The 24,353-nt window shown below is 67.9% G+C and carries 22 protein-coding genes; 12 read left to right on the forward strand and 10 right to left on the reverse strand.

What is annotated here, in order from left to right:
• The first annotated feature begins 7 nt into the window (after nucleotides 1-7).
• Nucleotides 8-781, forward strand: coding sequence for a FadR/GntR family transcriptional regulator (locus WFH00_RS01195; protein WP_336658726.1), 774 nt, complete (start codon nucleotides 8-10; stop codon nucleotides 779-781).
• On the forward strand, nucleotides 778-1,500 hold the full coding sequence (locus WFH00_RS01200; RefSeq protein ID WP_336658728.1) for a cache domain-containing protein: 723 nt from the start codon (nucleotides 778-780) through the stop codon (nucleotides 1,498-1,500). Before WFH00_RS01195 ends, WFH00_RS01200 begins: the two co-directional genes overlap by 4 nt.
• 16 nt (nucleotides 1,501-1,516) lie before the next feature.
• Here WFH00_RS01200 and WFH00_RS01205 read toward each other — a convergent pair whose 3' ends face one another.
• Genes WFH00_RS01205 through WFH00_RS01225 form a run of 5 tightly spaced genes read right to left on the reverse strand, consistent with a single transcriptional unit; the run spans nucleotide 1,517 to nucleotide 6,362 of the window.
• Nucleotides 1,517-2,245, reverse strand: coding sequence for a type 1 glutamine amidotransferase (locus WFH00_RS01205; protein WP_336658730.1), 729 nt, complete (start codon nucleotides 2,243-2,245; stop codon nucleotides 1,517-1,519).
• Complete coding sequence (locus WFH00_RS01210; RefSeq protein ID WP_336658731.1) at nucleotides 2,242-2,955, reverse strand: gamma-glutamyl-gamma-aminobutyrate hydrolase family protein; 714 nt, start codon at nucleotides 2,953-2,955, stop codon at nucleotides 2,242-2,244. Before WFH00_RS01210 ends, WFH00_RS01205 begins: the two co-directional genes overlap by 4 nt.
• Nucleotide 2,956: 1 nt before the next feature.
• Nucleotides 2,957-3,682 (reverse strand): substrate-binding periplasmic protein, encoded by a 726-nt coding sequence (locus WFH00_RS01215; protein ID WP_336658732.1) that lies wholly within the window; start codon nucleotides 3,680-3,682, stop codon nucleotides 2,957-2,959.
• Entirely contained in the window at nucleotides 3,679-5,100 is a 1,422-nt protein-coding gene (locus WFH00_RS01220) for a glutamine synthetase family protein (RefSeq protein ID WP_336658733.1), read from the reverse strand. The genes WFH00_RS01215 and WFH00_RS01220 overlap by 4 nt, the downstream gene beginning before the upstream one ends.
• A gap of 41 nt (nucleotides 5,101-5,141) precedes the next feature.
• Entirely contained in the window at nucleotides 5,142-6,362 is a 1,221-nt protein-coding gene (locus WFH00_RS01225; RefSeq protein WP_336658734.1) for a cytochrome P450, read from the reverse strand.
• Nucleotides 6,363-6,586: 224 nt separating this feature from the next.
• Here WFH00_RS01225 and WFH00_RS01230 point away from each other — a divergent pair, with 224 nt between their 5' ends.
• Entirely contained in the window at nucleotides 6,587-7,909 is a 1,323-nt protein-coding gene (locus tag WFH00_RS01230) for an FAD-dependent oxidoreductase (RefSeq protein ID WP_336658735.1), read from the forward strand.
• Nucleotides 7,906-8,367, forward strand: a complete 462-nt coding sequence (locus WFH00_RS01235; RefSeq protein WP_336658736.1) for a flavodoxin domain-containing protein — start codon at nucleotides 7,906-7,908, stop codon at nucleotides 8,365-8,367. The genes WFH00_RS01230 and WFH00_RS01235 overlap by 4 nt, the downstream gene beginning before the upstream one ends.
• Nucleotides 8,368-8,522: 155 nt before the next feature.
• Here the strand turns inward: WFH00_RS01235 and WFH00_RS01240 are convergent, their stop codons facing one another.
• The 3 genes from WFH00_RS01240 to WFH00_RS01250 all read right to left on the reverse strand — a co-directional run bounded on the left by WFH00_RS01240 (nucleotide 8,523) and on the right by WFH00_RS01250 (nucleotide 11,449).
• Complete coding sequence (locus tag WFH00_RS01240) at nucleotides 8,523-9,305, reverse strand: gamma-glutamyl-gamma-aminobutyrate hydrolase family protein (protein ID WP_336658737.1); 783 nt, start codon at nucleotides 9,303-9,305, stop codon at nucleotides 8,523-8,525.
• Between the two features lie 69 nt (nucleotides 9,306-9,374).
• Nucleotides 9,375-10,874, reverse strand: coding sequence for an APC family permease (locus WFH00_RS01245; protein WP_336658739.1), 1,500 nt, complete (start codon nucleotides 10,872-10,874; stop codon nucleotides 9,375-9,377).
• 221 nt (nucleotides 10,875-11,095) lie between these two features.
• Nucleotides 11,096-11,449 (reverse strand): hypothetical protein, encoded by a 354-nt coding sequence (locus tag WFH00_RS01250; RefSeq protein WP_336658741.1) that lies wholly within the window; start codon nucleotides 11,447-11,449, stop codon nucleotides 11,096-11,098.
• Nucleotides 11,450-11,598: 149 nt separating this feature from the next.
• Here WFH00_RS01250 and WFH00_RS01255 point away from each other — a divergent pair, with 149 nt between their 5' ends.
• Entirely contained in the window at nucleotides 11,599-12,297 is a 699-nt protein-coding gene (locus WFH00_RS01255) for a GntR family transcriptional regulator (RefSeq protein ID WP_336658742.1), read from the forward strand.
• A 77-nt stretch (nucleotides 12,298-12,374) separates the two neighbouring features.
• The gene (locus WFH00_RS01260; protein ID WP_336658743.1) at nucleotides 12,375-13,400 is read left to right on the forward strand and encodes an agmatine deiminase family protein; all 1,026 of its coding nucleotides are present in this window, start codon (nucleotides 12,375-12,377) and stop codon (nucleotides 13,398-13,400) included.
• Nucleotides 13,401-13,446: 46 nt separating this feature from the next.
• Here the strand turns inward: WFH00_RS01260 and WFH00_RS01265 are convergent, their stop codons facing one another.
• Nucleotides 13,447-14,184 (reverse strand): haloacid dehalogenase type II, encoded by a 738-nt coding sequence (locus WFH00_RS01265; RefSeq protein ID WP_336658744.1) that lies wholly within the window; start codon nucleotides 14,182-14,184, stop codon nucleotides 13,447-13,449.
• A 66-nt stretch (nucleotides 14,185-14,250) separates the two neighbouring features.
• The gene (locus WFH00_RS01270; protein WP_336658745.1) at nucleotides 14,251-15,177 is read right to left on the reverse strand and encodes a LysR family transcriptional regulator; all 927 of its coding nucleotides are present in this window, start codon (nucleotides 15,175-15,177) and stop codon (nucleotides 14,251-14,253) included.
• A gap of 168 nt (nucleotides 15,178-15,345) precedes the next feature.
• On the opposite strand from WFH00_RS01270, the gene WFH00_RS01275 reads away from it, so the two are divergent.
• The 6 genes from WFH00_RS01275 to WFH00_RS01300 all read left to right on the forward strand — a co-directional run bounded on the left by WFH00_RS01275 (nucleotide 15,346) and on the right by WFH00_RS01300 (nucleotide 24,322).
• Nucleotides 15,346-18,954, forward strand: coding sequence for a proline dehydrogenase family protein (locus WFH00_RS01275; RefSeq protein ID WP_336658746.1), 3,609 nt, complete (start codon nucleotides 15,346-15,348; stop codon nucleotides 18,952-18,954).
• Nucleotides 18,954-20,009, forward strand: coding sequence for a proline racemase family protein (locus tag WFH00_RS01280; RefSeq protein ID WP_336658747.1), 1,056 nt, complete (start codon nucleotides 18,954-18,956; stop codon nucleotides 20,007-20,009). The genes WFH00_RS01275 and WFH00_RS01280 overlap by 1 nt, the downstream gene beginning before the upstream one ends.
• Nucleotides 20,010-20,186: 177 nt before the next feature.
• Nucleotides 20,187-21,092, forward strand: coding sequence for a dihydrodipicolinate synthase family protein (locus tag WFH00_RS01285; protein ID WP_336658748.1), 906 nt, complete (start codon nucleotides 20,187-20,189; stop codon nucleotides 21,090-21,092).
• 49 nt (nucleotides 21,093-21,141) lie between these two features.
• The gene (locus WFH00_RS01290; RefSeq protein ID WP_336658750.1) at nucleotides 21,142-22,149 is read left to right on the forward strand and encodes a proline racemase family protein; all 1,008 of its coding nucleotides are present in this window, start codon (nucleotides 21,142-21,144) and stop codon (nucleotides 22,147-22,149) included.
• Nucleotides 22,146-23,168 (forward strand): ornithine cyclodeaminase family protein, encoded by a 1,023-nt coding sequence (locus WFH00_RS01295; RefSeq protein ID WP_336658752.1) that lies wholly within the window; start codon nucleotides 22,146-22,148, stop codon nucleotides 23,166-23,168. Before WFH00_RS01290 ends, WFH00_RS01295 begins: the two co-directional genes overlap by 4 nt.
• Nucleotides 23,165-24,322: an NAD(P)/FAD-dependent oxidoreductase gene (locus WFH00_RS01300; RefSeq protein WP_336658753.1), complete on the forward strand. Its 1,158-nt coding sequence runs from the start codon at nucleotides 23,165-23,167 to the stop codon at nucleotides 24,320-24,322. The genes WFH00_RS01295 and WFH00_RS01300 overlap by 4 nt, the downstream gene beginning before the upstream one ends.
• Nucleotides 24,323-24,353 lie beyond the last annotated feature (31 nt).

A 24,353-nucleotide genomic window follows, 5' to 3' on the forward strand; every position in this document is an offset into this window, starting at 1 on the left:
TCGATACATGCATCAGCCGCTCCTCGCTGCCCCTGTTCCGTCCGGTGACAGCGACGTCGTCGCCGGACAGCAGGCAGGGGGGATCGCTCAACGAATCGCTGGGGCGATCTCGGGAGGGATGCTCACCGTCGGGGAACGTCTCCCCCCTGAGGCGGAACTCGCGAGTCAGTTCGGTATTGCCGTTGCGACGCTCAGAAAGGCGCTCGCGACGCTGCGCGCTCAAGGCGTCGTCGAGACGCGTCGCGGGCGAAATGGCGGCACGTTCGTCGTTCGGGCCCCTTTTCCCTCATCGAGCCTGCTGCTGTCGTCGCTCGAGCGGATCAGCATCGTGACCCTTCGTGACATCGCGGATGAACATTCGGCGATCTCAGGAATGAGCGCGCGACTCGCCGCGGAGCGGACAGAGCCGAATTCGCGGACTCGCCTCGCGGAGCTCGCTTTCCGAGCGAGGGAAGCGCGGACAGCGCATGAGCTCTCGATGTCGGACGGCCGCTTCCACGTTGAGATCGCCGTTCTCAGCCATTCACAGCGACTCCTCACGGCCGAACAGCGCCTGCAAGCCGAGCTAGGGCCATTTTTGTGGTGCGAAGACATTGCGCGGGCTTCTGCGCAGCTCGCGTTCACGGAGCACCTCGCGCTGATCATGGCGATCGAACAGCAGCGGGCTGACGACGCTCAACGACTTGCCGTCGCCCACGTTCGTTCGAACATCAGCCTCATCATCGAGGGCAAGCTGCGTCTGATCGCGGGTGGGCACCACGACATCGGACTTTCCGCATGAATACCGATAGCGCAACAATTGAAGAGGTACTTTCGGATCTCAGAACGTGGTTCACTGCCCGGTTTGATCACCTTCGCAAACTGAGCGACGAACTCATCGCGCAGCTGAGTTTCGACGCGAACGGCGCGATCGATCTCACAGAGTCAACGAAGCGCCGCCTGAAAGCGAGCGCAATCAAGTTTCTCGCAGACAATGCGGTCGTGGACGGCTGCGGCCTGATCTTCGCCCACTCTGCGCTGGGCACCGCGAACGGCCACCTGGAGTGGTGGGTTCGCGAAGAGGAATCTCGCTTCGCCAGGTACTCCTTCGGGGTGGTGCCTGGAGCGGATCGCTACTACGATTACGAGCAGCATGAATGGTTCATTCGCGCGTTCCACGATGGCACCGCGGCGCTCGTCGGACCCTACATCGATTATCTCGGCATCGAGGTCTATGTTATGACGTTGACCCTTCCGGCGGTGGTTGCGGGAAAGCGTGTAGGAGCGGTGGGAAACGACATTCAAGTTGAGGACATGGAGCGAGAACTGCTGCCGATGCTGCTCCGTTGTCCCACCGAAGCCGTCCTGGTGAATAGACATGGGACGGTGCTGCTGGGCAACAGCGCACGGTTCCTGCCCGGCGAGCGAGTGTCGAATGACGCTACCGACTTTGACCGACTCGCGCTCGAACCGACCGCGGGCGAAATGGAACTCCTCGTGTTCCGCCGTCAGCGGGGCTGATTCGGCGCTCAGCCCATTACGAGCTGCGCTCCATGGCGAGGGCTCCGAAGCGCCGCGCGATCTGCGACCAAGTTTCCCGCAGCACGGGCTCCGTCGCACGGATCTCTTCCACAAGCGCTCGAGGCTCGATGCCGAGGACCTCGAGGCTCTTTGGATCCTCGTCAGCCCAGTCCTGCGCCGTCCGCCCGAGTGCCTCGGGGTGGAACTGCACGCCCCAAGCCGCATTCCCGATTCGAAATACCTGATGCGCGCAGGCCTCGCTCGAGGCGATCACTTGAGCACCCTCGGGAAGCTTCTCGACCTCGAGCCAGTGCCACTGCACGGCCCGCACGCACCTATCGGCGAGGTCCGCGAAGACGGGGTCGTCAGCGGCGGAAGCTGAGAACTGGAGTCGCAGCAATCCGACTTCCGGTCCGTCCGGCATCGTACGCACATGACCGCCGGTGGCCGTCGCGAGCAACTGAGCACCCAGGCAGATGCCGAGCGTCGGGAGCTCCCGCGCTACCGAGGCCTGAAGCAGCGACCGCGTGGCAGGAAGCCAGGCTGCTTCCTCGTCATCGAGAGGCCCCATGGAGCCCCCCAGCACGAGGAGCGCGTCAAAACCGTCGAGGGACTCCGGGACTGGTGAACCGGTGTCCGGGCCCACTACAACCGGTTCGACTCCCGCTTCCGCGAGCTCAGCCGCGAAATGACCGAGGCTGGCGTCGCGCTGGTGCTCGACAACGAGTACTCGAGGAGCGCTCACGCCGCCACCTCCTGCTCTTGACGCGCGAGTGCACGATCGACGACCCACTGAAAGATTGCGTGCTGCGCAGGATCGTTCGCTGCGGTGTCCTCGGGGTGCCACTGGATCGCGAGTAGCTCGGCACCCGGTTGCTCGATCGCCTCCACCACTCCGTCGGGAGCACGACCGACGACTCGCAACCCCTTCCCTACACGATCAATCGATTGGTGGTGATAGGACGAGACGGGCAGCTCGTCAGCGCCGAGGGCGGCAGCGAGCGCGGAATCCGGCTCGATCGATACCCGATGGACGCCGTTGCGATGGACGCTGTCATGCGGGAGGTCCTGCACGAGCGACCCGCCGTGCTCGACGTTCAGGAGTTGGAAGCCGCGGCAGATCGCGAGGGCCGGAATCCCGAGCGCACACGCCGCCGCCATCATCTCCGCCTCAAAGTCGTCCTGCGCCGTGAAATCCGCGGGTGAGGTCGCGTCGTGCGGCTCAGCTCCGTAGCGTCGCGGATCCACGTCGGACCCGCCGGGTACCACGAGAGCGTCGAAGCCCTCAAGGCGCTCGATTGCCGGCCGCGCACCCTCAGCAAACAGTGTGAGCGGCTCGCCACCGGCTCGGATGATCGATCGGAGCACCGCCGTCGAGACGGCGCTCCCGTCGAACCGCAGTCCGTGAATCTGATTGGACCACATCCCCGTTACAGCGATGCGCGGCGTGGGCACGTTACTCTCCCTTCACCAGCGGGAACGGGAGAAGCGGCATCCACTTCTTCCACACTCGCTCGAGCGACCCGTCGGCGACGACCGCCTCGAGGGCGGCGTCGAGTTCGGCTCTCAACGCGTCGTTACCCGGCGCCACGCCGATTCCCCATCGATTGCCGGTCGCCACAGTGAAGGCCTCAACAAAATCAGGGTCCTCCGCCGCGAGCGGAATCATTACGACGTCGTCGTCGACGAACCCATCGATCTTGCCGGACCGCGTCGCTTCGATCATGTCCCCGAAAACGTCATCGCTCGCGCCGAAACTCACGAGATCGACTCCCGGGAACGACTCGGCCAGCTTCATGTTCGTGGAGTTCGCGATCGCGCCGATCCGGTATCCGCTCAGTTCGTCCGCGGAGCGAGCCGTGTCGCCGGCGCGCACGATGAGTGTCTCGTTGAACACCGCGTACGGGCGCGTGAAGTCGACGAGCGCTGCACGCTCCTCGGTCATGCCCTGGCCGCACCACACCGCATCAGCGTCACCTCGGCGCACCGCGGGAATCATGTCCTCCCACGGCACCATCACCCACTCGATATCGGCGCCGAGTCGCTCGGCCACGAGGCGCGCGGCCTCCGGCTCGTAGCCGTCGCGGGCGCGGCCGTCGGGGCTCTTCGCGAAGAGCGGGAGCGCCTCGGAATCAATGCAGGCCAGGCGGAGCGTTTGGCCTGCGGTCGCGGTGTTGGTCATGGAATGGCCTCCCAGTACTGATCGAATTCCCACTGTGTGATCTGGCCGCAGTAGCGCGCCCACTCGTCTCTCTTCAGCTGCAAGAAGATTCGAGTGAGCTCCTCGGGCATTGCACCCATGAGGTAGTCGTCAGCTTCGAATGCCTCAATCGCCGATCCCAGAGTATTGGGCACTACCGCATCAGAGATAGCGGCACTCGGCTGGCCGGGCTCGCCCGGGTCGATCTTCGCTTCGAGGCCGTGCTCGATCGCAGCAAGCAGGTACAGGTGCGAGAGGTACGGGTTGACGCTCGCATCCGGCAACCGGTACTCCATGCGTCCGTTCGCGGAGATGCGGATCGCGACGCCGCGTGTATCGAGGCCCCAGTCGGCTCCCGAGGGCGCGAACTGCCCCGCGTCCCAGTACCGCTTGTACGAGTTGACCGTCGAACCCATGATGAGCATGGAGCCGGGAGTGTGCTTCAGCATTCCGCCGATGGCGTGGCGCGCGGTTTCCGTCGCGTGGAGCTCAACACGGCCGTCCTCGACGACGTTTTCTTCACCCCGCCACAGGCTCAGGTTGTGGTGGCAACCGTTCCCCATCTTCCCGTTGTACGGCTTCGCCATGAAGCTGGCCTCGAGCCCCAGTTCGCGGGCGACCTGCTTGCAGATCTGACGGTACGTCGTCATCCGGGAGGCCGTGAGCTCGGCCCGATCGTAATCCCAGTTGAGTTCGATCTGCCCGTCGTCCTCGTAGTCTCCCTGAATCATCGTGAAGTCGAGTGCCTGCCCGTACGAGATGACCTTCTTGTACACGGGGCGCATCTTCTCGAGATTCTCGACCTGGTACGCGGGACTCTGGTCGTCCTTCGCCACGACCTCGATTCCGGGGCCCGTCCACGTCATCTCCGGCTCGAGGCCACTGCGCAGCTCGAGACCTGTGCGCTCGGTGAAGCTGCGATGCGCGAGCGTGAACAGCGCGCGGGTGTCGAGCGGGACCAGGCGCCCACCGGCCGCGCCCAGGTGCGGCGGATCGTACGCCGTGCAGAAGATCCGCCCGACCTCGCGATCCCACGGCAGTACCTGGAACGTTTCAGGCTCGGGGAGACCCCAGAACTCGTGCGCCGCGACGCCGCCGCCGATCAGTTCGCCCTCACGACTCGTCTGGAGGTCGGTGAGCGCCGTGCGGTGGAACGCGATGCCCTTCTTGAGCATGCGCTCGTAGAGTTCCGCCGGCACCACCTTCGCCACGGTGCGGCTTCCGAGAGTCGGCAGCATGTAGTAGATGTACTTCACTCCGCTGTCGCGGATCCGCGCGCCCAGCTCAGCCACCACCTCGGGGCGGAGGTTCGCGTGCTGGTGGCGCTCGAAGGCGGTGTCGTCGGCCAGGAGCTCGCGTAGCGCGAAGCCGAAGCTTCCTCCTGCTGAGTGCTCGGTCATCGAGTTTCCTTTCATCGGTGAAGGGTGCGGATCGCCGGGCGTCAGCGCACGGAGAACGTAATGGGCAGCTTGATGGGTCCGTGGTTGCCGGAGTCCGGGAGCCACTGGTCGCCGCCCGGGCAACGAATGTCCGTGAAGCTCTCGGCGAGGCGTGGGAGTGCCACGCTCATGTCAGCGCGGGCGATGTAGTGACCGAGGCAGTGGTGCACGCCGCCGCCGAAGGTGTGATGCTGCTTTCTTCCATCGGCGAGCAGATCGATCTCGGGATCGGGGAACGCCTCGGGGTCGGTGCCGCTCGACATCGTGAACAGGTGCACCGTCGTGCCCTTCGCAATGTGGAGTCCGTGGAACTCGAAGTCCTCATTGGCCTCACGGGTCACCCAGCGCGTTGTGGGGTTCACGCGGAGGCCCTCCTCGAGGGCTGCTTTGGCAAGCTCTGCCGGGCGCTCGGCGAGCAGCTCCCACTGATCGGGGTTGCGCATGAACGTCTGCAGGATGAGGCCGATCTGGTTGCGGGTCGTGTCCATGCCACCGAAGAGCATGAGCACGAGTGCGTTTCGCAGTTCGGCGTCGCTGAGCTTGTCGCCGGCTTGGGAGAACTGCACGAGGCGCGATACGACGTCTTCGCCCGGGTTCGCTCTGCGTTCCTCGATGATCTGCTCCACGAAGTCGTAGAGCTCCTGAACGGCGGTGTCGATGCGCTCGATGTCTTCCTTGATCGAGACGCTCAGCGCGTAGCCCACCGTGTTCGCCCGGGACGCGATGAACGGCCAGTGCGAGTGGTCGAGACCCATCATGGCGCAGAGCGCGCGGGTCGCGAACGGCTCTGAGAAGTCCGCGACGAACTCGATCTCTTCACCGCGGGCGTGCTTCGCCTTCATCTCCGCAATGAGCTCATCGGCAATCGCGCCGAACTCGGGTTCGAGCTTCCGAGCGACGGTGGGTGAGAACGCCGGGTTCAGCAAGCGACGGATGCGGTGGTGCTCATCTCCCTCGAGCACCAGGAGGTTCTTCGACCACCACTCGTAGAACACCCCCGAGTGCACGCCGTGATGTTCCGGCCACTTCGCGCTTCCCTGGTTGAGGCTCGGATGCTTCAGCAGCTCGGTGACCTCCGCGTAGCGCAGCACCCCGATGCCGTAGTTCGTGCGGGCGTACCAGTTGCGGGCGCGTGCGTCACGGACGGCTTCCGAGTTCATCGCGAAGTCGGGTGACGCGATGTCGAGATACGGGACGTCGTGCTCGATTGTCTCCGTGGTCATTCGTACTCCTTTGTCGAACCTCCTCCTCGTGGATCACACGAGGCAGTGAGAAAGAATTTATCCGTGAATGATTTATATCGCAAGTCATGGCTTGACGACGATTCGTGATTTGAGTGCTTGAATCCCGCAAATCATTCACATGCAGAATTTATTCGGTACAATTGGGGGACGCGGTCTCAAGACCGTGGCACGATTGGCCGAAACACGCACTCTCAGGAGCCTCGATGACGAGTTCGCCCTCACCCCAGATCGCCATTGTCGGCAGTGGCCCTTCCGGCTGCTACGCCGCACAGGCGCTGCTGCGCTCCCTCCCCCAAGCCGAGATCACCATCTTCGACCGGCTCGTGTCACCGTTCGGCCTGATTCGATACGGTGTCGCGGCGGACCACCAGCACACCAAAGCGATCACTCGACAGTTCGAACGGTTATTCGCTTCCCCGGGCGTGCGTTTCGCGGGAGGCATTGAGGTCGGCATCGACATCGAACTGCCGGAGCTCCTCGACGCGTTCGATGCGGTTGTGCTCGCGACGGGCATCGCCGAGGACCGGGCCCTGAGCATCCCGGGCTCAGAGCTCCCCGGCGTGTACGGTGCCGGCGCGCTCATCCAGTCGCTCAATGCCCACCCCGACGCCGCGTCGGCCTTGCCGCCGCTCGGCGATAACGTCGTCGTCATCGGAGCCGGCAACGTCGCACTCGACATCCTCCGCTTCCTCGTGAAGGCGGAATCGGACTATCTGGGGAGCGATGTCGCCGACGACGCGCTCGAAGCGTATCTTCGCTCCCCCGCCGCTCGCGTCACGGTCGCCAGCCGATCCGTTGCCGCTGCCGCGAAGGGCGACCCGCAGATGCTTCGCGAGCTCGCGCTTCTTCCGCGCGCGAACTACTCGTTGATCGGAGCTCCGCTCGACGCCGGTGAGAGCTCCGATCGCACGTCCGAGGCGCGGATCGCAGCCCTTCAGCTGCTCGTCGCCGATGATCGGGGTTCGTTCCCGGGGCCGGACGTGACGCTCGGCTTCGGGCTTGTTCCTCGTCGCATCGTTGGAGAAGGCGACGGTGACGCGGCACGGGTGACGGCGGTCGAGTTCGATTCACCGGACGGAGTCGTCTCGGTTCCCGCCACCTCGGTCGTCACTGCGGTCGGTTTCTCCGCCTCCGGTCCGCTCGCGCACTTGCTCAGCTCCCCGGGGGAGACGGGTCGCCTCTCTCCTGGTCTCTACCGAACCGGATGGGCGAAACGCGGTTCGCGCGGCGCGATACCCGAGAACCGCGCCTGCGCGAAGTCAGTCGCCGAAGAGGTCGCCGCGGACCTCGCCGCAGCCCCCGAGCGCAGCGGTTCCGCGGCCCGCGGCTTCGACGCACTCAATGCGTCCGTTCGCGATCGAGCCGTCTCCTTCGACAGCTGGTTGCATCTCGATCTGCACGAGCAGATGGCAGCCCCGGAGGGCCGCGTTCGCCGCAAGGTGGCCGACCTCGCGCTCATGCGCTCCATAGCCCAGGACGGAGGCGCCTCCGGCGCCACCACCTCTCAGAAAGGACACCATTCATGAACGTCACCGTTCTCTACGGCACAGAGTCCGGAAACTCCGAACTCATCGCTGAAGATGTGGGCGCTGCGCTCCGCGATGCGGGCCACGACGCCGAAGTGTACGACCTACAGAATTTCGACCCCGCAGAGCTCACGGCCGACCGCTTCACGATCGTCGTGTGCTCGACGCACGGCGAAGGAGACCTGCCGAACACCGCTATTCCCTTCGCCGCGGCATTCGACGCAGCTCCTCCGGACCTGACTGGTCTCCGCTACGCGATGTTCGGCCTCGGTGACACGTTCTACGAGGAGACGTACAGCCAGGGCAGCGAGCACATCGACCGCCGCTTCGCCGCTCAGGGCGCGACCCGGGTGGGCGAGTACGGTCGCCATGACGCCTCGTCCTGGGACCTCGGCAGCGACGTTGCGCTCGAGTGGCTACCCGGCGTGCTCGAGGAAGCCGCCGCAAAGGTGGCGTGACCCCGACCGCATCGGAAGGCACAGACGCTGATGGCGACGGACCCCGAGGGGTTCGTCGCCATCAGCGTTTCTGCGCCTGGGCGACGAGCACGTCGGCGCTCGCGCCGATCCTCACCCTCTCGCCAGCGCCCAGTTGGCGCTCGCGCCGCGAGAGATCAATCAGCCGCGCGTCGCACCAGCTCACCGAAAAGCGTCGCGCGGTGCTCCGTGCTCGCCACCGGCTCCTCGGGGTGCCACTGCACGCCGACGACCCAGGAGGCGGTGCGGTGCTGCGTGCCCTCGACGACTCCGTCGTGCGCGCGAGCCGTCGCGCGCAGAGCCGGGGCTACACGATCCACTGCCTGATGGTGCCCATTCCGCACCGTGAGGCGGGTCTCCCCGAGCAGTCGAGCGATCTCCGAGTCGGGCTCGATCAAGACTTCCTCATCTTTGAACAGCGGTTCGCCGGGCCCTCCCCGGTGGAGCCCGAAGTCCTTGATATCGGGGATCAGCGTTCCACCGAAGGCGACGTTCAGCAACTGCGAGCCTCGGCAGATCGCCAGGATGGGGAGATCACGCTCGACGGCCTCGCGGATCAACCCGATGCAGTATTCGTCTGCGCGAAGATCCACGCCGTACTCATTGTGGGGCGGTGCGCCCGTGTACCCGTAGCAGGACCCGTCCACGTCTCCCCCACCGAGAAACACGATGCCGTTGGCGTCCTCGAAGACCTTCGCTCCCTCCTCCAGCTCGAGCGCGGCTGAATCCACGAGCCGAGGACGGCCGCCCGCACTCCGCACTGCCTCGAACGCGATCCGCGTGAAGCCCTCCTGCAGCGCATGCGCGCCCGCGTCCATTCCCGGGAACGTGAGCGACACCACCATAGGGATGGTGGGACCGGAAGATGGCCCTCCGTCCATGTCAATGAACTGCGCGGGGTCAACGGAGTAATCGGACACCAACAAGTTTCCTTTCGTGACAGCAGTGCGCGCGGTCCCGGAATCGAGACCGCGCGCACTGCAGGAGTATTAGCGAACTACAGTTGCGAGCGGGCCGCTCGCATCTGCCGCGGGAGCGTCACCGCGCGCGTACGCCTTCGATACGAGCATGTAGATCCAGCCGACGGCGATCACGCCGACAGTCGTCATGATCAGCAGGTAGTCCTCAGCCCAGCCGCCGCCGGTCGGCCGCGGCCACAGGATGTTCGCAACCGCCAGCACACCCCAGATGAGCGCGAGGATATTCACCGGGTAAGCCCAGCGGCCCATCGTGAACTTACCGGCCGGCTTCCACCCGAGAATACGAGCGCGGAGAGCTGCGAGCACCACCATGCCGAATCCCATGTAGATACCGACCGTACCGAAACTCACCATAGCGGTGAGCGCGTCCTCGAGCATGAGCGAGAGCACGAGGATGAGTGCGGGGAAGAACGCGGCCGTGAGCAAAGCATTGCTCGGCACGTGGCGGCGCTCGTTGAACTTCGAGAGGAAGTTCGACGCCGGGAGGAAGTGGTCCCGGCTCATGGAGTAGACGAGGCGCGACGCCGCAGCCTGCAGGCTGGTGATGCAGGACACGAATGCGACGACGATGACGAACATCGCTACGGGGTAGACCGGTCCGAATGCGTTCTGGAGCGCATCGGCGATGGGATCGGCAACGGATCCGTCGGCGACCGCGAGGAAGTTCGGGACCGCAAGTGTGAGGGAGAACGTCAGGAGTGTCGTTGCGAACCCGCCGATGTACAGCGTCATGCGCATTGCGCGAGGTACCACTCGGCTCGGATCCTTGATCTCCTCGGCCACATCGCCGTTCGCCTCGAAGCCGTAGTACGCGTACATACCGATGAGGGCCGCCGCGGCGAACGCGCCGAGGTATCCGCCGGGCGCGTCCAGGCCGATTCCCATGTTGTCGAAGAAGATCGAGAAGTCCCACTGCCGACCGAACAGCAGCAGGTAACCGCCGATCACGAGGGCGCCGATCATCTCCGCGACCAAGCCCACGGTCGCCGCCCAGCTGAGCACCTTCGTGCCCGAAAAGTTCAGAACGGTTGCCACGGCGAGCGCGGCGATAGCGATTACGACGGTGGCGACGGGGCTCAGCGAAGCGCCGAAGACCGCGCCGACGAACGGCGCGGCGCCGAATGCGACCGCCGCGATCGTGCCGACGAGCGCGACCACGTAGATCCATCCGTTCATCCATGCCCACTTCCGACCCCAGAGGCGTCGCGACCACGGATAGACGCCGCCGGAGACCGGGTAGTTCGAAACGACTTCACCGAACACGAGCGCCACAAGGAACTGACCGACGAGCGCGATAATGACGGCCCAGGCCATCGGTGGGCCAGCGGTTCCAAGCGAGATCGCGAACATCGAGTAGACGCCGGCAATCGGAGATAAGTAGGTAAAGCCCAGCGAGACGTTCCCCCAGAAACTCATCTCGCGTTTGTACGTGGTGTCGTAGGTGTAGCCGAGGGACGCGAGGTGCGCAGCATCCTCGTCGTGTTCAACAGGCGGGTTCGCTATATCCATGGTCGTGGGTACTCCTTTGTACGTCGACGAAAAAGCGTCGATCTCTCTCGGGAGAGACGACATATAACCTATATCTGCATGATTTATTTTTCAACAGATACGGGGGACTATACGCGATGATGCGTATCTGATCGTCGAAAATTCATGCACTCACACATGAATTCGCCCGCGTCACAGCTCGACGCTCGGTACCGGTGAGTCCGAAGGCGAACCCTTCGACGTCACCCTCCAAAAATGGCGAGTGCGACGTTCACGAGCGAAAGCGCGGCGATCGCGCCGAGTACTGACGGAGCAACCCGCGGCTTGCGGCGGTTGACGAGAATCAGCACCACCATCACGATCAGCACCAGGGTCTTCGCCGCGAGGATCCCAACGTTCAGGTGCCGCCCGGCGAGCGAAGCCGCAGCCACGAGGAACAGACCCGATGCAAACAGGAGAGATGTCCCATGGAGGATGCCCGGAGTGACGCGGGCGGCACCAACTCGAGCGGCAGGAAACTGCGAGAGGGTGGCGCCGAACACGGCTCCGAAAGCGACGATGTGCACGACAATGAGCACGCCCAGAAGAATGTCCATTCCCGTATCCTCTCATCGCCCGCGCGCCCGGGCCGTTCCGTCCTCCACGTTTCCTCAGCCGCTGGGCTCGGCCCGTGGGAAGATAGGGGAACGTTACTCGTGTGCGGTGCGGAACGTTCGTGCGCCGCTCTGGACTCCAAGGAGCCCGCATGTCCGCTTTCGATCAAGAACCGCACGGCGATCCCGCGCTCGCTCCCCTCACCCGGCCGTTGAGCCTGCGTGAAACGGTGCTCGAGCAGCTCCGCACGGCGATCATCACCGGGCGCATCTCCGAGGGCGAGATCGTATCCGCACCGGCGCTCGGGGCCTCGCTCGGCGTCTCTGCCACTCCCGTGCGCGAGGCGATGATGGATCTCGCCCGTGAGGGCCTCGTCGAAACGCTGAAGAACAAGGGCTTCCGCGTCACAACGATGAGCGAGGGTGACCTCGACGACCTGACGCAGATCCGGCTGCTCCTCGAGCCGCCCGCGATGGGTCTCGTCGCCGGAAACATTCCGGAAAACGCGCTCCCCGGCCTGCAGCGGCTCGCCGACGCGTGTCTCAAGGCCGCTGAGCAGGGCGACCTCGAGGCGTATCTGCGCAATGACCGCGAGTTCCACGCGCTCGTGCTCTCCTTCACGCGCAACGCACAGCTGGTCGAGCTCGCGACGTCGTTGCGCCGCCGCACGCGCCTCTACGGCATCGGCACGCTCTCCCGGGAGGGGCGTCTTGCCGACTCCGCTCGCGAGCACCACGAACTCATCGACCTGCTCGTCGCCGGCGACGGCGATCGGGCTGAGGCCCTGCTCCGACACCATATTTCGCATGCGCGATCGCTCTGGGCGACCGGCGACCCCGACGGCGAGTGAGCGTCGATCCGCGCTATTGGTCACGCACCCAGTAGACTGAGTCGACGCGGTTCGAATTCGCATACAAGGGAGCACCGATGACGACGTGGCGCATGCCGATCGAAGGACACGAGCAGGAGCGGCTGTGGCTGGCCTGGCCGACGAGCGGGTACACGCTCGGCGACACCGAGGCCGAAGCCGAGGAGGCGCGCTCCACTTGGGCGGCGGTCGCGAACGCGGCGAGCGAGCACGAGGCGGTCACTGTCGTCGTGAACCCGGGCGACGAGGACGTTGCGGCGAAGTATCTCTCGGCTCAGATCGACCGGATCACCGCGCCGCTCAACGACGCGTGGATGCGCGACATCGGCCCGAGCTTCGTCATCGGCGACGATGGACGACTCGGCGCGGTCAATTTCATCTTCAACGGCTGGGGCGGCCAGGACTGGGCCCTGTGGGATCACGACCAGCACATCGGCCGCATCGTCGCGGAGGCCGCGGGCGCGGAGCTCATCAACTCTGAGATGACGAACGAGGGCGGCGGCATCCAGGTGGACGGCACCGGCCGAGTCGTGCTGACCAAGACCGTGCAGCTCGATCCGGGTCGGAACCCTGGATGGACCGAGGCGCAGGTCGAGGCCGAGCTCGAGCGCACCATCGGCGCGACGAGCGCGCTGTGGCTCCCGCGCGGCCTCACGCGTGACCACGACACCTTCGGCACGCGCGGGCACTCCGACATTCTGGCCGCGTTCACGAGCCCCGACATGCTGCTCATGCACCGCCAGGACGCCGAGTCGCACCCGGACCACATCATCGCCCGCACCAACCGTGTCGTCGCGGAGCGCTACCGCGACGACACGGCGGCCGGCTTCGAGATCGTCGACCTTCCGGCCCCCGAGACGCTGCGCGACGAGGAGGGCTTCGTCGATTACAGCTACATCAACCACGTCGTGATCAACGGCGCCGTGCTCGCCTGCGCGTTCGACGACCCCGCCGACGACCGCGCGCTCGCCATTCTGCGCGAGGCGTACCCGGGTCGCGAGGTAATCGGCCTCGACGCGCGCCCGCTCTTCGCGCGCGGCGGCGGCATTCACTGCATCACGCAGCAGCAGCCGAAGGTCAAGTAGCGTCCGGGGCGGAGGGGCCGCCACGGCCCCTCCGCGATCCGCCGCCTCAGCGCGACGCTGAAGCCGCGAACGCCTCGTCGACCGCGTCCGCGAACGCCGCGAGCGAGGGGAACTCGAGGTCCGGCGTGACCGCGACCCCGGGGTCGGGTGTGGCTCCCCAGCCCGGGCGATCGTGGCGGCGATTGATCCAGACGGTGTCGAGGCCCGCGGCCTTGCCCGGCACATGATCGTGGAACAGCGACTGCGCGACGTGGAGCAGCTGCTGCGGTTCGATGTCGAGCTCGGGCAGGCTGTCTCGGAGCGCGGCGAAGTTGCGCTGCGCGGGCTTGTACGAACCGATGTCCTGCGCCGTCAGCACGCGGTCGAACTCCACTCCCATGCGCGCGATGCTCCCCGCCACGCCCTCGCGATGCACGTTCGACAGGATGATCAGGCGGTACCGGCGTCCGAGTCGCGCGAGCGCCTCCTGCGTGTCAGCGAAGGCCGGCCAATCGGGCACCGACCGCCCGAGCCGCTGCACGTCATCGTCGGTCGCGGCGAGCCCCAGGGTGTCGGCCGTGCGCCGGAATGCGGACTGCAGCACCTCCGCATACGCGAGGCCGGGGAACTCGCGCTCGACCGCCGCCTCATGGTCGGCGTAGGCGAGGAGCAGCGCTTCATCGTCGAGCGCCGCACCGTTCCGGGCCGCCCACTCCGAGAGCACGGCCGCGATGCCCGCCTCCCAATCGATGAGCGTGCCGTAGACATCGAAACTCAGCGCGCGATAGTTCGTCAGATCGTCCATGATCCCCCTCGATCGTGTTGAGAGCGGAAACGCCATCGGCCTCCGCCGGCACCTTAGCAGCCGATTTCAGAGCGAGGGATCGCGGTGCTCGCCGATCAGCTCAGCCTCGACCCGCAGCGCTTCGCGCACCGCGCCGAGCGCCGGATGCCCGGAGGCCGAAGCCCGCGCCGCAGTGAAGACCGCGCGCTCGGGGTTCCCCGGGAGGCCAACTAGGCGGATGCGCCGCGCCGCCCCGACGTGCACGAGGCCCGGGAGGAGTGCGACCGCGTTCCCCGTTTCGATGAGGCGGAGGTGCGCCTGCAGATCGGCCGTCTCGTAGCGGACGTCGGGCTCGAAGCCCGCGCTGCGGCACGCCTGGAGCGCCCAGTGCCGCGAGGCGGCTCCCTCCGGCTCGAGCACCCATGGCAGGTGCTCCGCGTCGCGGAGCGAGCGCACGACGTCGAAGGTCTCGTGCAGGCCGACCGGCGGCAGGCCGATGCTGATGCGGTCCGCGATGAGCGGCTGGCGGTCGAGCCCCGCGAAGTGCGGCGCCGCGTGCCCCGGGTATTGCTCGGCAACCACGAGATCGAAGCCCCGCGCCCAGGTCTCCTGGAGCCCGGCGGCCGGTTCGTGCTGCACCATCTCGACGCGGAGCGCCGGGTGCGCGTCTCGAAGCCGCCCGAGCACCTGCGGCATGAGCGCGAGCATGGCGGTCTGGAACACCGCGAGCCGCACCGTACCGGCGACCTCCGCGCGCGCTCCGTGCAGGGCGGCCTCCGCGCGCTCGAGCCCGGCGAGCAGCTCATGCGTCTCGGCGACGAGCACGTGCCCCGCCGGCGTGAGCTCCAGCTTGCGCCCCACGCGCAGCAGCAGCGGTACGCCGGCCTCGCGCTCGAGCTGCGCGAGCTGCTGCGAGATCGCGGAGGGGCTGTAGCGCAGGGCTTCCGCGACCGCCGCCACCGTTCCTCTGGCGTCGAGTTCCCACAGCAGTCGCAACCGCTTGATGTCGAGCACCGGCGTCCTCCCTCCCGAAGCTTAATCCATCATTTTTCCTTCACACTATTCCACAGAAAGCATTGCTGTTCTTCACGCTCCCGCCGCAGGACACTGGGGGTATTCCGACCGCGACGCCGAGCAGGCGCGCGCCGACGCCCCGAGTTCGCCCTCGTGAAAGGTCCCCCAATGAGCACGACATCCGCAGACCCGGTGCACGACCTCGCGACGCGTCCGCAGGACCTCGCGGACGAGGCCATCGCGCTCGTGCGGCGCTGGCTGGGCGAGGCCGCGCAGGTTCCCGCCGACGCCGCAGCCGAGCGGCTCGCCGGGGTTCTGAAGGATCCGCACGGGCTCGACTTCACCGTCGGCTTCGTCGACGGCGTGGTCCGCCCGGAAGATCTCTCCGTCGCGGCGCAGCGCCTTCACGACCTCGTCCCCCTCACCCCTCGCTTCCTGCCGGCTGCCATGCGCGGCGCGATCCAGCTGGGTGGAGCCCTCGCGCGGCCGCTCCCCCGGGTCGTCGTGCCCATTGCGCGCCGCGTGCTGCGCGAGCTCGTGAGCCACCTCATCATCGACGCGAGCGACGACAAGCTCGGCCCCGCGATCGCGAAGATCGCGCGCGACGGGGTGCGCCTGAACATCAACCTCCTCGGCGAGGCGATCCTGGGGCGCGGGGAGGCGGAGCGCCGCCTCGCCGGGACGCACCGCCTGCTTGCGCGGGACGACGTCGACTACGTGTCGATCAAGGTCTCGGCGACCGTCGCGCCCCACAATCACTGGGCCTTCGACGAGGCGGTGCAGCACATCGAGCAGCAGCTTCTCCCGCTCTTCGAGCGCGCGGCGAACGCGTCGCCCCAGAAGTTCATCAACCTCGACATGGAGGAGTACAAGGATCTCGATCTCACCCTCGCCGTCTTCATGCGCCTCCTCGACCGCCCGGAGTTCCTGAACCTCGAGGCGGGCATCGTGCTGCAGGCGTACCTTCCGGACGCGCTGGGGGCGATGATGCAGCTGCAAAAGTGGTCGGCAGCCCGAGTCGCTCGCGGCGGCGCCCCCATCAAGGTGCGCGTCGTGAAGGGTGCGAACCTCCCGATGGAACTCGTCGACGCGGCGATCCACGGCTGGCCCTCCGCGACGTGGCCGTCGAAGCAGGCTTCGGACACGGGCTACAAGGCCGTGCTCGACTACGCCCTGCACCCCGACCGCGTGCGCAATGTGCGCATCGGCGTCGCCGGGCACAACCTCTTCGACGTCGCCCTCGCGTGGCTGCTCGCGAAGCGCCGCGGCGCCGAGGCCGGCGTCGAGTTCGAGATGCTGCTCGGCATGGCGACGGGCCAGGCCGAGGCCGTGCGCCGCGAGGTCGGGCGACTCCTGCTCTACGTGCCCGTCGTGCACCCCGAGGAGTTCGACGTCGCGATCGCATACTTGATCCGGCGCCTCGAGGAGGGCGCGAGCCAGGAGAACTTCATGTCGGCCGTCTTCGAGCTGCACGATCACGAGGCGCTCTTCGACCGCGAACGCGAGCGCTTTCTCGCATCGCTGGCCGAGCTCGAAGCAATCACGGCCGACGGAGACCCTGCACACTTCCACCTCCCCGCTCCGAGGCGCACGCAGGATCGCGGTGCGCAGTCCCCCGCAGCCCCGACTGCCGACGCGCTCGCGAGCGACCCGGCCGTTTCCGCTCGCGTCGAGGCGCGCGTCGCCGCGGGCATCACCGGCTTCCGCAATACCCCCGACACCGATCCCGATCTTCCCGGGAATCGCGTGTGGGGGCGGCGGATCGCGGAGCGCATGCCGCGCTCCGAGCTCGGGGCGGCGGCAGTCGACCGGGCACGCATCGCCGACGCTGCGGCGCTCGACGCCGCGATCGTGCGGGGGCGAGAGGCGGCGGCCGGGTGGCAGGCGCTCGGGGCGGATGCGCGCGCGCGGATCCTGCACCGTGCCGGTGAAGCGCTCGAGGCGCGCCGGGCGGATCTGCTCGAGGTCATGGGCTCGGAGTGCGGGAAGACGCTCGACCAGGGCGACCCCGAGGTGTCAGAGGCCATCGACTTCGCGCACTTCTACGCGGCGCTCGGTCAGGAACTCGAGCGCGCCGACGGCGCCCGTTATCAGCCGCAGCAGCTCATCGCGGTCGTGCCGCCGTGGAACTTCCCGGTCGCCATTCCCGTCGGAGGCACGCTCGCAGCCCTCGCCTCGGGCTCGAGCGTCATCATCAAGCCCGCCACGCAGGCTGCCCGGTCGGGCGCGGTGATGGTCGAGGCCCTGTGGGAGGCCGGCGTGCCCCGCGACGTGCTGCAGCTCGTGCAGTTCGCGGATCGAGAGCTCGGCTCGCGCATGGTCGCCGACCCCCGGATCGATCGGCTGATCCTCACCGGCGCGTACGAAACCGCGGAGACGTTCAGGGGCCTGCGCGGCGACCTTCCGATCCTCGCGGAGACCAGCGGCAAGAACGCGATCATCGTCACGCCGAGCGCGGATCTCGACCTCGCTGCGCGCGACGTGGCGCAGTCCGCATTCGGGCACGCGGGGCAGAAGTGCTCGGCAGCGTCCCTCGTCGTGCTCGTCGGATCGGTCGCCAGCTCGAAGCGCTTCCGCGGGCAGTTGCTCGACGCGATCCGCTCCCTCGAAGCCGGCACTCCCGACGCCCTCACGAGCCAAATGGGCCCGCTCATCGCCGCGCCCTCGGGCAAGCTGCTGCGCGGGCTCACGCAGCTCGAACCCGGTCAGCGCTGGTTGCTCGAACCGCGCGCCGTCGAGTCCGACCACCCGCTCGCGCGCGACCGCGACGGCCAGTCGAAGCTCTGGACGCCCGGGGTGCGCGACGGCGTGCAGCGCGGCAGCGAGTATCACCTCACGGAGTACTTCGGCCCGATTCTCGGCATCATGACCGCCGAGACGCTCGACGAGGCGATCGACATCGTGAACGACATCGAGTACGGCCTGACGAGCGGGCTGCACTCGCTGTCGTCGTCAGAGCTCGCGCGCTGGCTCGAGCGGATCGAGGCGGGCAACCTCTACGTGAATCGAGGCATCACGGGGGCGATCGTGCGACGCCAGCCCTTCGGCGGCTGGAAGAAGTCGGCGATCGGGGCGGGCACGAAGGCCGGCGGCCCCAGTTACCTCTTCGGGCTCGGCGAATGGGCCGACGCGCCCGTCGCGATCGAGCGCGCCCCGCGCCCCGGCTGCGCGCCGCTCCTCGCGGCCGCTCAGCGAGCGGGGATCGCGGGCGAGGCCCTCGACTGGGTGCGCGCGGCGCTCGGATCGGACGCCGAGGCGTGGGAGACCGAGTTCGGCGCGCGACGCGATGTGTCGGGCGTCGACGTCGAGCGCAACGTGCTCCGCTACCTGCCGGTGCCCGTCGTCGTGCGAGCGGCGGCCGACGCGCGCCTAGAGCACACGCTGCGCGCGGTCGGGGCGGGGCTCGCGGCCGGCGCGAAGCCCGCGGTCAGCACACCGGTGGCGCTCCCCGCGCCCTTCGTGGCGGCGTTCGAGGCGGCGGGAGTCCGCGTCGCGTACGAAGACGACGCCGCCTGGGAGCAGCGGGTGGCCGCGCTCGCGGCTCGGAAGGGCCCGCGCGCCGGAGCACGCATCCGGCTCGTCGCGGGACCATCGCGAACGAGCGAGGCGCGGCGGATCGCGGAAGCGTCGCAGGGCAAGCCCGACATCGCCGTGTACTCCGGCCCCGTGGTCGGCGCCGGCCGTGTCGAGATGCTTCCGCACCTGAGGGAGCAGGCCGTGTCGATCACGGCGCATCGCTTCGGCACGCCGAACCACTTCAGCGACGAGGTCATCTGATGCTCGGCGCGGCGCTGAGCGAGTCCGGGGCGAAAGCGCTCGAGATCTCGACCACGGATTACCACACGGCGGGAGAGCCGTTCCGCATCGTGCATCAGGGTCCTCCGGTGCCGCCCGGCATAACGGTCGCGGAGCGGCGCGTCGCCGCCATCGCCGGCGAGGCGGGTGCGGATCTCGTGCGTGCGCTGCTCTGCCAGGAGCCGCGCGGACACGCCGACATGTACGGCGGCTTCATCATGCCGCCCGATCCCGTGCGGCCGGGCGAGACGCCCGCGCACTTCGGCGTGCTGTTCTGGCACAAGGACGGCTTCTCGACCGCGTGCGGCCACGGCACGATCGCGCTCGGCGTCTGGGCGACGGACACGGGTCTCGTCGCGAGCGACCCCGACGGGGTCACCGAGGTGCGCATCGACGTTCCCTCCGGCCGCGTCACCGCGTACGTCGAGCGATCGGCAGGGCGATTCGTGCGCGCCACCTTCGAGAACGTGCCGTCGCACGTCATCGCGCGCGGCTTGGAGGTCTCGACGTCGCTCGGCGGGGTGCGTGCGGATCTGAGCTTCAGCGGCGCGGTCTATGCCTCGGTGCGCGCCTCCGACCTCGGGCTCGCAGTCTCCCCCGAGCACTACACCGAGCTCATCGCGCTGGGCCGAGAGGTGAAATGGGCGCTGAACGATGCACCGGAAGCGCAGCACGCGGCGGACCCCCGACTGTCGGGCGTATACGGAACGATTCTCTGGGACGACCTCGGCCGCGGCACCGACGGCCCGATGCAGCGCAATGTGACGGTCTTCGCGGACGGAGAAGTGGACCGCTCCCCCTGCGGTTCGGGCACGGGCGCACGGGTCGCGCTGCTCGCGGAGGCTGGAGAGCTCGCGGAGGGCGAGACGCTCGAACACCGCTCGATCGTCGACACCGTGTTTCACGCGAGCTGGCGCCCGGCCCCCGACGGGCGCTCCGTGATCCCCTCCGTCATCGGAGCCGCGTACCGCACCGGCGAGCATCGTTTCGTGCTCGACCCCGCGGACCCCCTCGGTAGCGGCTTCGTTCTGCGGTGAGCGCAGCGGTCGACTCTCGGCGACGGCTTCGTCCTGCGGTGACTACAGCGGCCCGCTGCGAGCCGAAAGGTTCCAGCCTGGTCCGACACGCACCCTCGTGTTAATCTGTGCAATGTCACACTGCAGTGGCACACTCAGAGGCGCGCTCGCGATGCCGCGCCGAGCGAAAGGACCCGCATGACCGAGAAGAAGCCCTGGCACGGTGTGATTGTCGCCACCGCGCTCCCCTTCAACGAAGACCTGAGCGTCGACTTCGATGCGTACGCCGAGCACGTCGCCTGGCTCGCGGAGAACGGGTGCGACGGCGTCGCCCCGAACGGATCACTCGGCGAATACCAGAACCTCAGTGAGGCGGAGCGCGCGCAGGTGGTCAAGACCGCGGTCGAGGCATCCCCGGAGGGCTTCACCGTGATGGCCGGCGTCGGCGCGTACGGCGCCCTGCAGTCGGCGCACTGGGCCGAGCAGGCCGCTGAAGTCGGCGCGCAGTGCGTGATGCTGCTCCCGCCGAACACCTTCCGCGCGAACCACGAGCAGGTGAAGCACCACTACGCGACGGTCGCGGAGGTGGGCCTCCCCATCGTCGCGTACAACAACCCGATCGACACGAAGGTGGATCTCGTGCCGGAGCTCATTGCCGAGATCCATGCGGAGGGCAACGTGGTCGGCGTGAAGGAGTTCTCGGGCGACCCCCGGCGCATCTACGAGATCAAGGAGCTCGCCCCCGATCTCGACATTCTCATCGGCACGGATGACACGGTGCTCGAGGTCGGCCTCGCCGGGGCGGTCGGCTGGGTCTCCGGCTACCCGAACGCGATCCCGCAGACCTGCGTCGAACTCTTCCGCCTCTGCACCTCCGGAAACTACGCCGACCTCGAGCGCGGGCAGCAGATCTACCGCGATCTGCACTCGCTGCTGCGGTGGGACTCCAAGACGCAGTTCGTCGAGGCGATCAAGCTGTCGATGGACGTGCTCGAGCGCAAGGGCGGCGTCTGCCGTCCGCCGCGTCTGCCGCTGCCCGAGGACGTCGCGGATCGCATCGTCGCGGACACGCGCGCCGCCGTCGCCAAGGGCTACGGTAAGTAGAGACCCGCCCGTAAGCAGAGACCGACCGCCCGCTCATCGAGGAGCCCCGTTGCGCACGAGCCACGTGTATCACGCCGTTGATTCGCACACCGAAGGGATGCCCACCCGCGTCATCACGGGCGGGGTCGGCATGCTCCCCGGCACGACGATGGCAGAGCGCCGCACCTGGTTCCTCGAGCACCGTGACGATCTCCGCCAGTTGCTCATGTTCGAGCCGCGCGGGCACGCCTCGATGAGCGGGGCGATCCTGCAGCCCCCGACCCGAGCGGACGCTGACTGGGGCGTCCTCTACATCGAGGTGTCGGGGTGCCTGCCGATGTGCGGCCACGGCACGATCGGTGTCGCCACCGTGCTCGTCGAAACCGGCATGGTCGACGTGGTCGAACCGGTCACCACGATCCGACTCGACACTCCGGCGGGCCTGGTCGTCGCCGAGGTGGCGGTGCAAGACGGTCGAGCCGAGCATGTCACGATCACGAACGTTCCGTCGTTTGCGGATCGCCTCGACGCGAGCGTCGAGGTCCCCGGCTACGGCGCCGTGGCCTACGATCTCGCGTTCGGCGGAAACTTCTACGCGATCGTCGAACTCGAGGCGCTCGGCATCGAGTGGCGGGAGGATCGGAGCAACCGCGATGAGCTGCTCGGCGCGGGCCTCGCGATCATGGAGGCGATCAACGCGACCGACGAGCCGGTGCACCCGGAACGCGATGATATCCGCGGCGTGCATCACGTCTCCCTACAGGCTCCCGGTTCAACGGCCCAGCACTCGCGGCACGCGATGGCGATCCACCCCGGCTGGTTCGACCGCTCGCCTTGCGGCACCGGCACGAGCGCGCGCATGGCCCAGCTGCACGCGCGAGGGGCGTTGCCGCTCGACACCGAGTTCATCAACGACTCCTACATCGGGTCGCGCTTCCACGGGATGCTGATCGCGGAAACCGAGGTCGCCGGCCGGCCCGCCGTGGTGCCGACGATCCGCGGCCGCGCCTGGATCACCGGCACCGCGCAGTACTTCCTCGATCCGACGGATCCGTTCCCACGGGGGTTCCTCCTGTGAGCGGGGCATCTACGGCACTCCCCTATTTCTCCGCGGGCGACGTCGCGCGCCTGCTTCCGCTCGACCGCGCGATCGACGCGATCGCTGACGCACTGCGCGGGGACCTCGACCCCGAACTCGACGGGCCGCGACTCTTCAGCGACTTCCCCGGCGGGGAGTTTCTGCTCATGCCCGCCCAGGGCGAGCCCTACAGCGGCCTGAAGGCGCTCACCGTCGCCCCGGAGAATCCGGCCCGGGGGCTCGAGAAGATCCAGGGGCTCTACATTCTGTACTCCTCCGAGACCGCCGCACCCGTCGCGGTGCTCGAGGGTGCCTCGCTCACCGCGATCCGCACCCCGGCCGTGGCGCTCGCGGCCGTGCGCGAGCTTGCATCGCCGGCCGTGTCCGGACCCGGGTTTCCGCGGGCGCCGCGCGTGCTCGTATTCGGCGCGGGGGTGCAGGCCGCCGCCCACATCCGGGCTGCCGCGCTCGTCTTCCCCGGCTGCTCGGTCGAGATCGTGGGCCGGCGACCCGAGCGCGTGCGCGCACTGCTCGACGAGCTCGCGGGCGCGACGGAGACCCGCGGAATCGAGATGCGCGATCGGACAGGTGACGCCGAGCGGGCCGTTCGCGAGGCCGACCTCGTGCTCTGCACCACCTCCGCGACCGAGCCGGTCTTCGACGGCGCCCTCGTGCAGGACCACGCGATCGTCGCCGCCACCGGCACGCACGGGCTCGAACGACGTGAGCTCGACGACGCGTTGGTCTCCCGCGCGGACGTCGTGGTGGAGGGGCGCGCGTCGGCGAGGCGCGAGAACGGGAACCTCGCCACGGCGTTCAGCGAGGCGGACTGGAGCGGATCCGCCGCCCCGCGCACCCTCAGCCAGCTCCTCCGCGGGGAGTTCTCTCGCACGCCCGGTCGCCCCGCCGTCTACACCGGCGTCGGCATGGCCTGGGAGGATCTCGTCTGCGCGACCGCCGTGCTGACCGCCGGGGCCGCGGAATCACCGGTCGGGGCTCGGGCGTCGGAGTCGAAATGAGCCGTCGCACCGCCGACGTGCTCATCATCGGGGCCGGCATCATGGGCTGCGCGACGGCGTACTTCGCCGCGCGCGCCGGGCTTTCCGTGACGGTGCTGGAGCGCGAACTCCCCGCGAGCGGCTCGACCTCGCGCTGCGAGGGCAACATCCTCGTGAGCGATAAGGAGCTGGGGCCGGAGCTCAACCTCACGAACTACTCGCTCGATGTCTGGCGCGGTGAGCTCGCCGGGTTCGGTACCCGGTGGGAGTTCGAGGCGAAGGGCGGGATCATCGTGGCGTCGCGGGAATCGAGCCTCGCGTCGCTCGAGCGATTCTCGAGCAGCCAGCGAGCGTTCGGCATCCGGTCGGAACGCCTGGACGCTGCGGCCCTCCGGGAACGAGAACCGCTCATCACGGATCAGGCGCTCGGCGCCGCCTACTACCCCGACGACTGCCAGGTGCAGCCGATCCTCGCCGCCGCGACCCTGCTGCGGCTCGCTCGCGACCTCGGCGCCGTGCTCGAGACCCATGCTCCCGTGACCGAACTGCTGCGCGACGGCGACCGCGTGGTGGGAGCGCGCACCCCGCGGGGCGACTTCGCTGCCGGGCACGTCGTGAACACCGCCGGCGCGTGGGCGGGTGAGATCGGGGCGCTCGCGGGGGTTACCGTTCCCGTGCTCCCCCGCCGCGGGTTCGTGCTCGTGACCGAACCGCTCCCGCCGCGCGTGCATCACAAGGTGTACGCCGCCGAGTACGTGGACAACGTGGGCAGCGGCGACGCGGGCCTCCAGGCATCACCCGTCGTGGAGGGCACGCCGGCGGGCACGATCCTCATCGGTTCGAGTCGCGAGCGCGTCGGGTTCGACGGCACCGTGAGCACGGAGGCGCTCGCCGCGATCGCTCGCAACGCCATCGAGCTCTTCCCGTTCCTCTCGGACGTGCGCATGCTGCGGCACTACCACGGCTTCCGCCCGTACTGCCCGGATCACCTGCCCGTCATCGGCCCCGACCCGCGGGCGCCCGGGCTGTGGCACGCTGCTGGCCACGAGGGTGCGGGGATCGGGCTCTCTGCGGGCACCGGAAAGCTGCTCGCGCAGGCGCTCGCGGGCGAGGAGCCGGAACTCGCGCTCCATCCCTTCCGCCCCGAACGATTCGATGAGGAGGTCGCCGCGTGAGTCGATCGAGGCGCTTGGGGAAGACGGGGCC

It is taken from the genome of Leucobacter sp. USHLN153, from assembly GCF_037145615.1.
Lineage (GTDB): Bacteria > Actinomycetota > Actinomycetes > Actinomycetales > Microbacteriaceae > Leucobacter.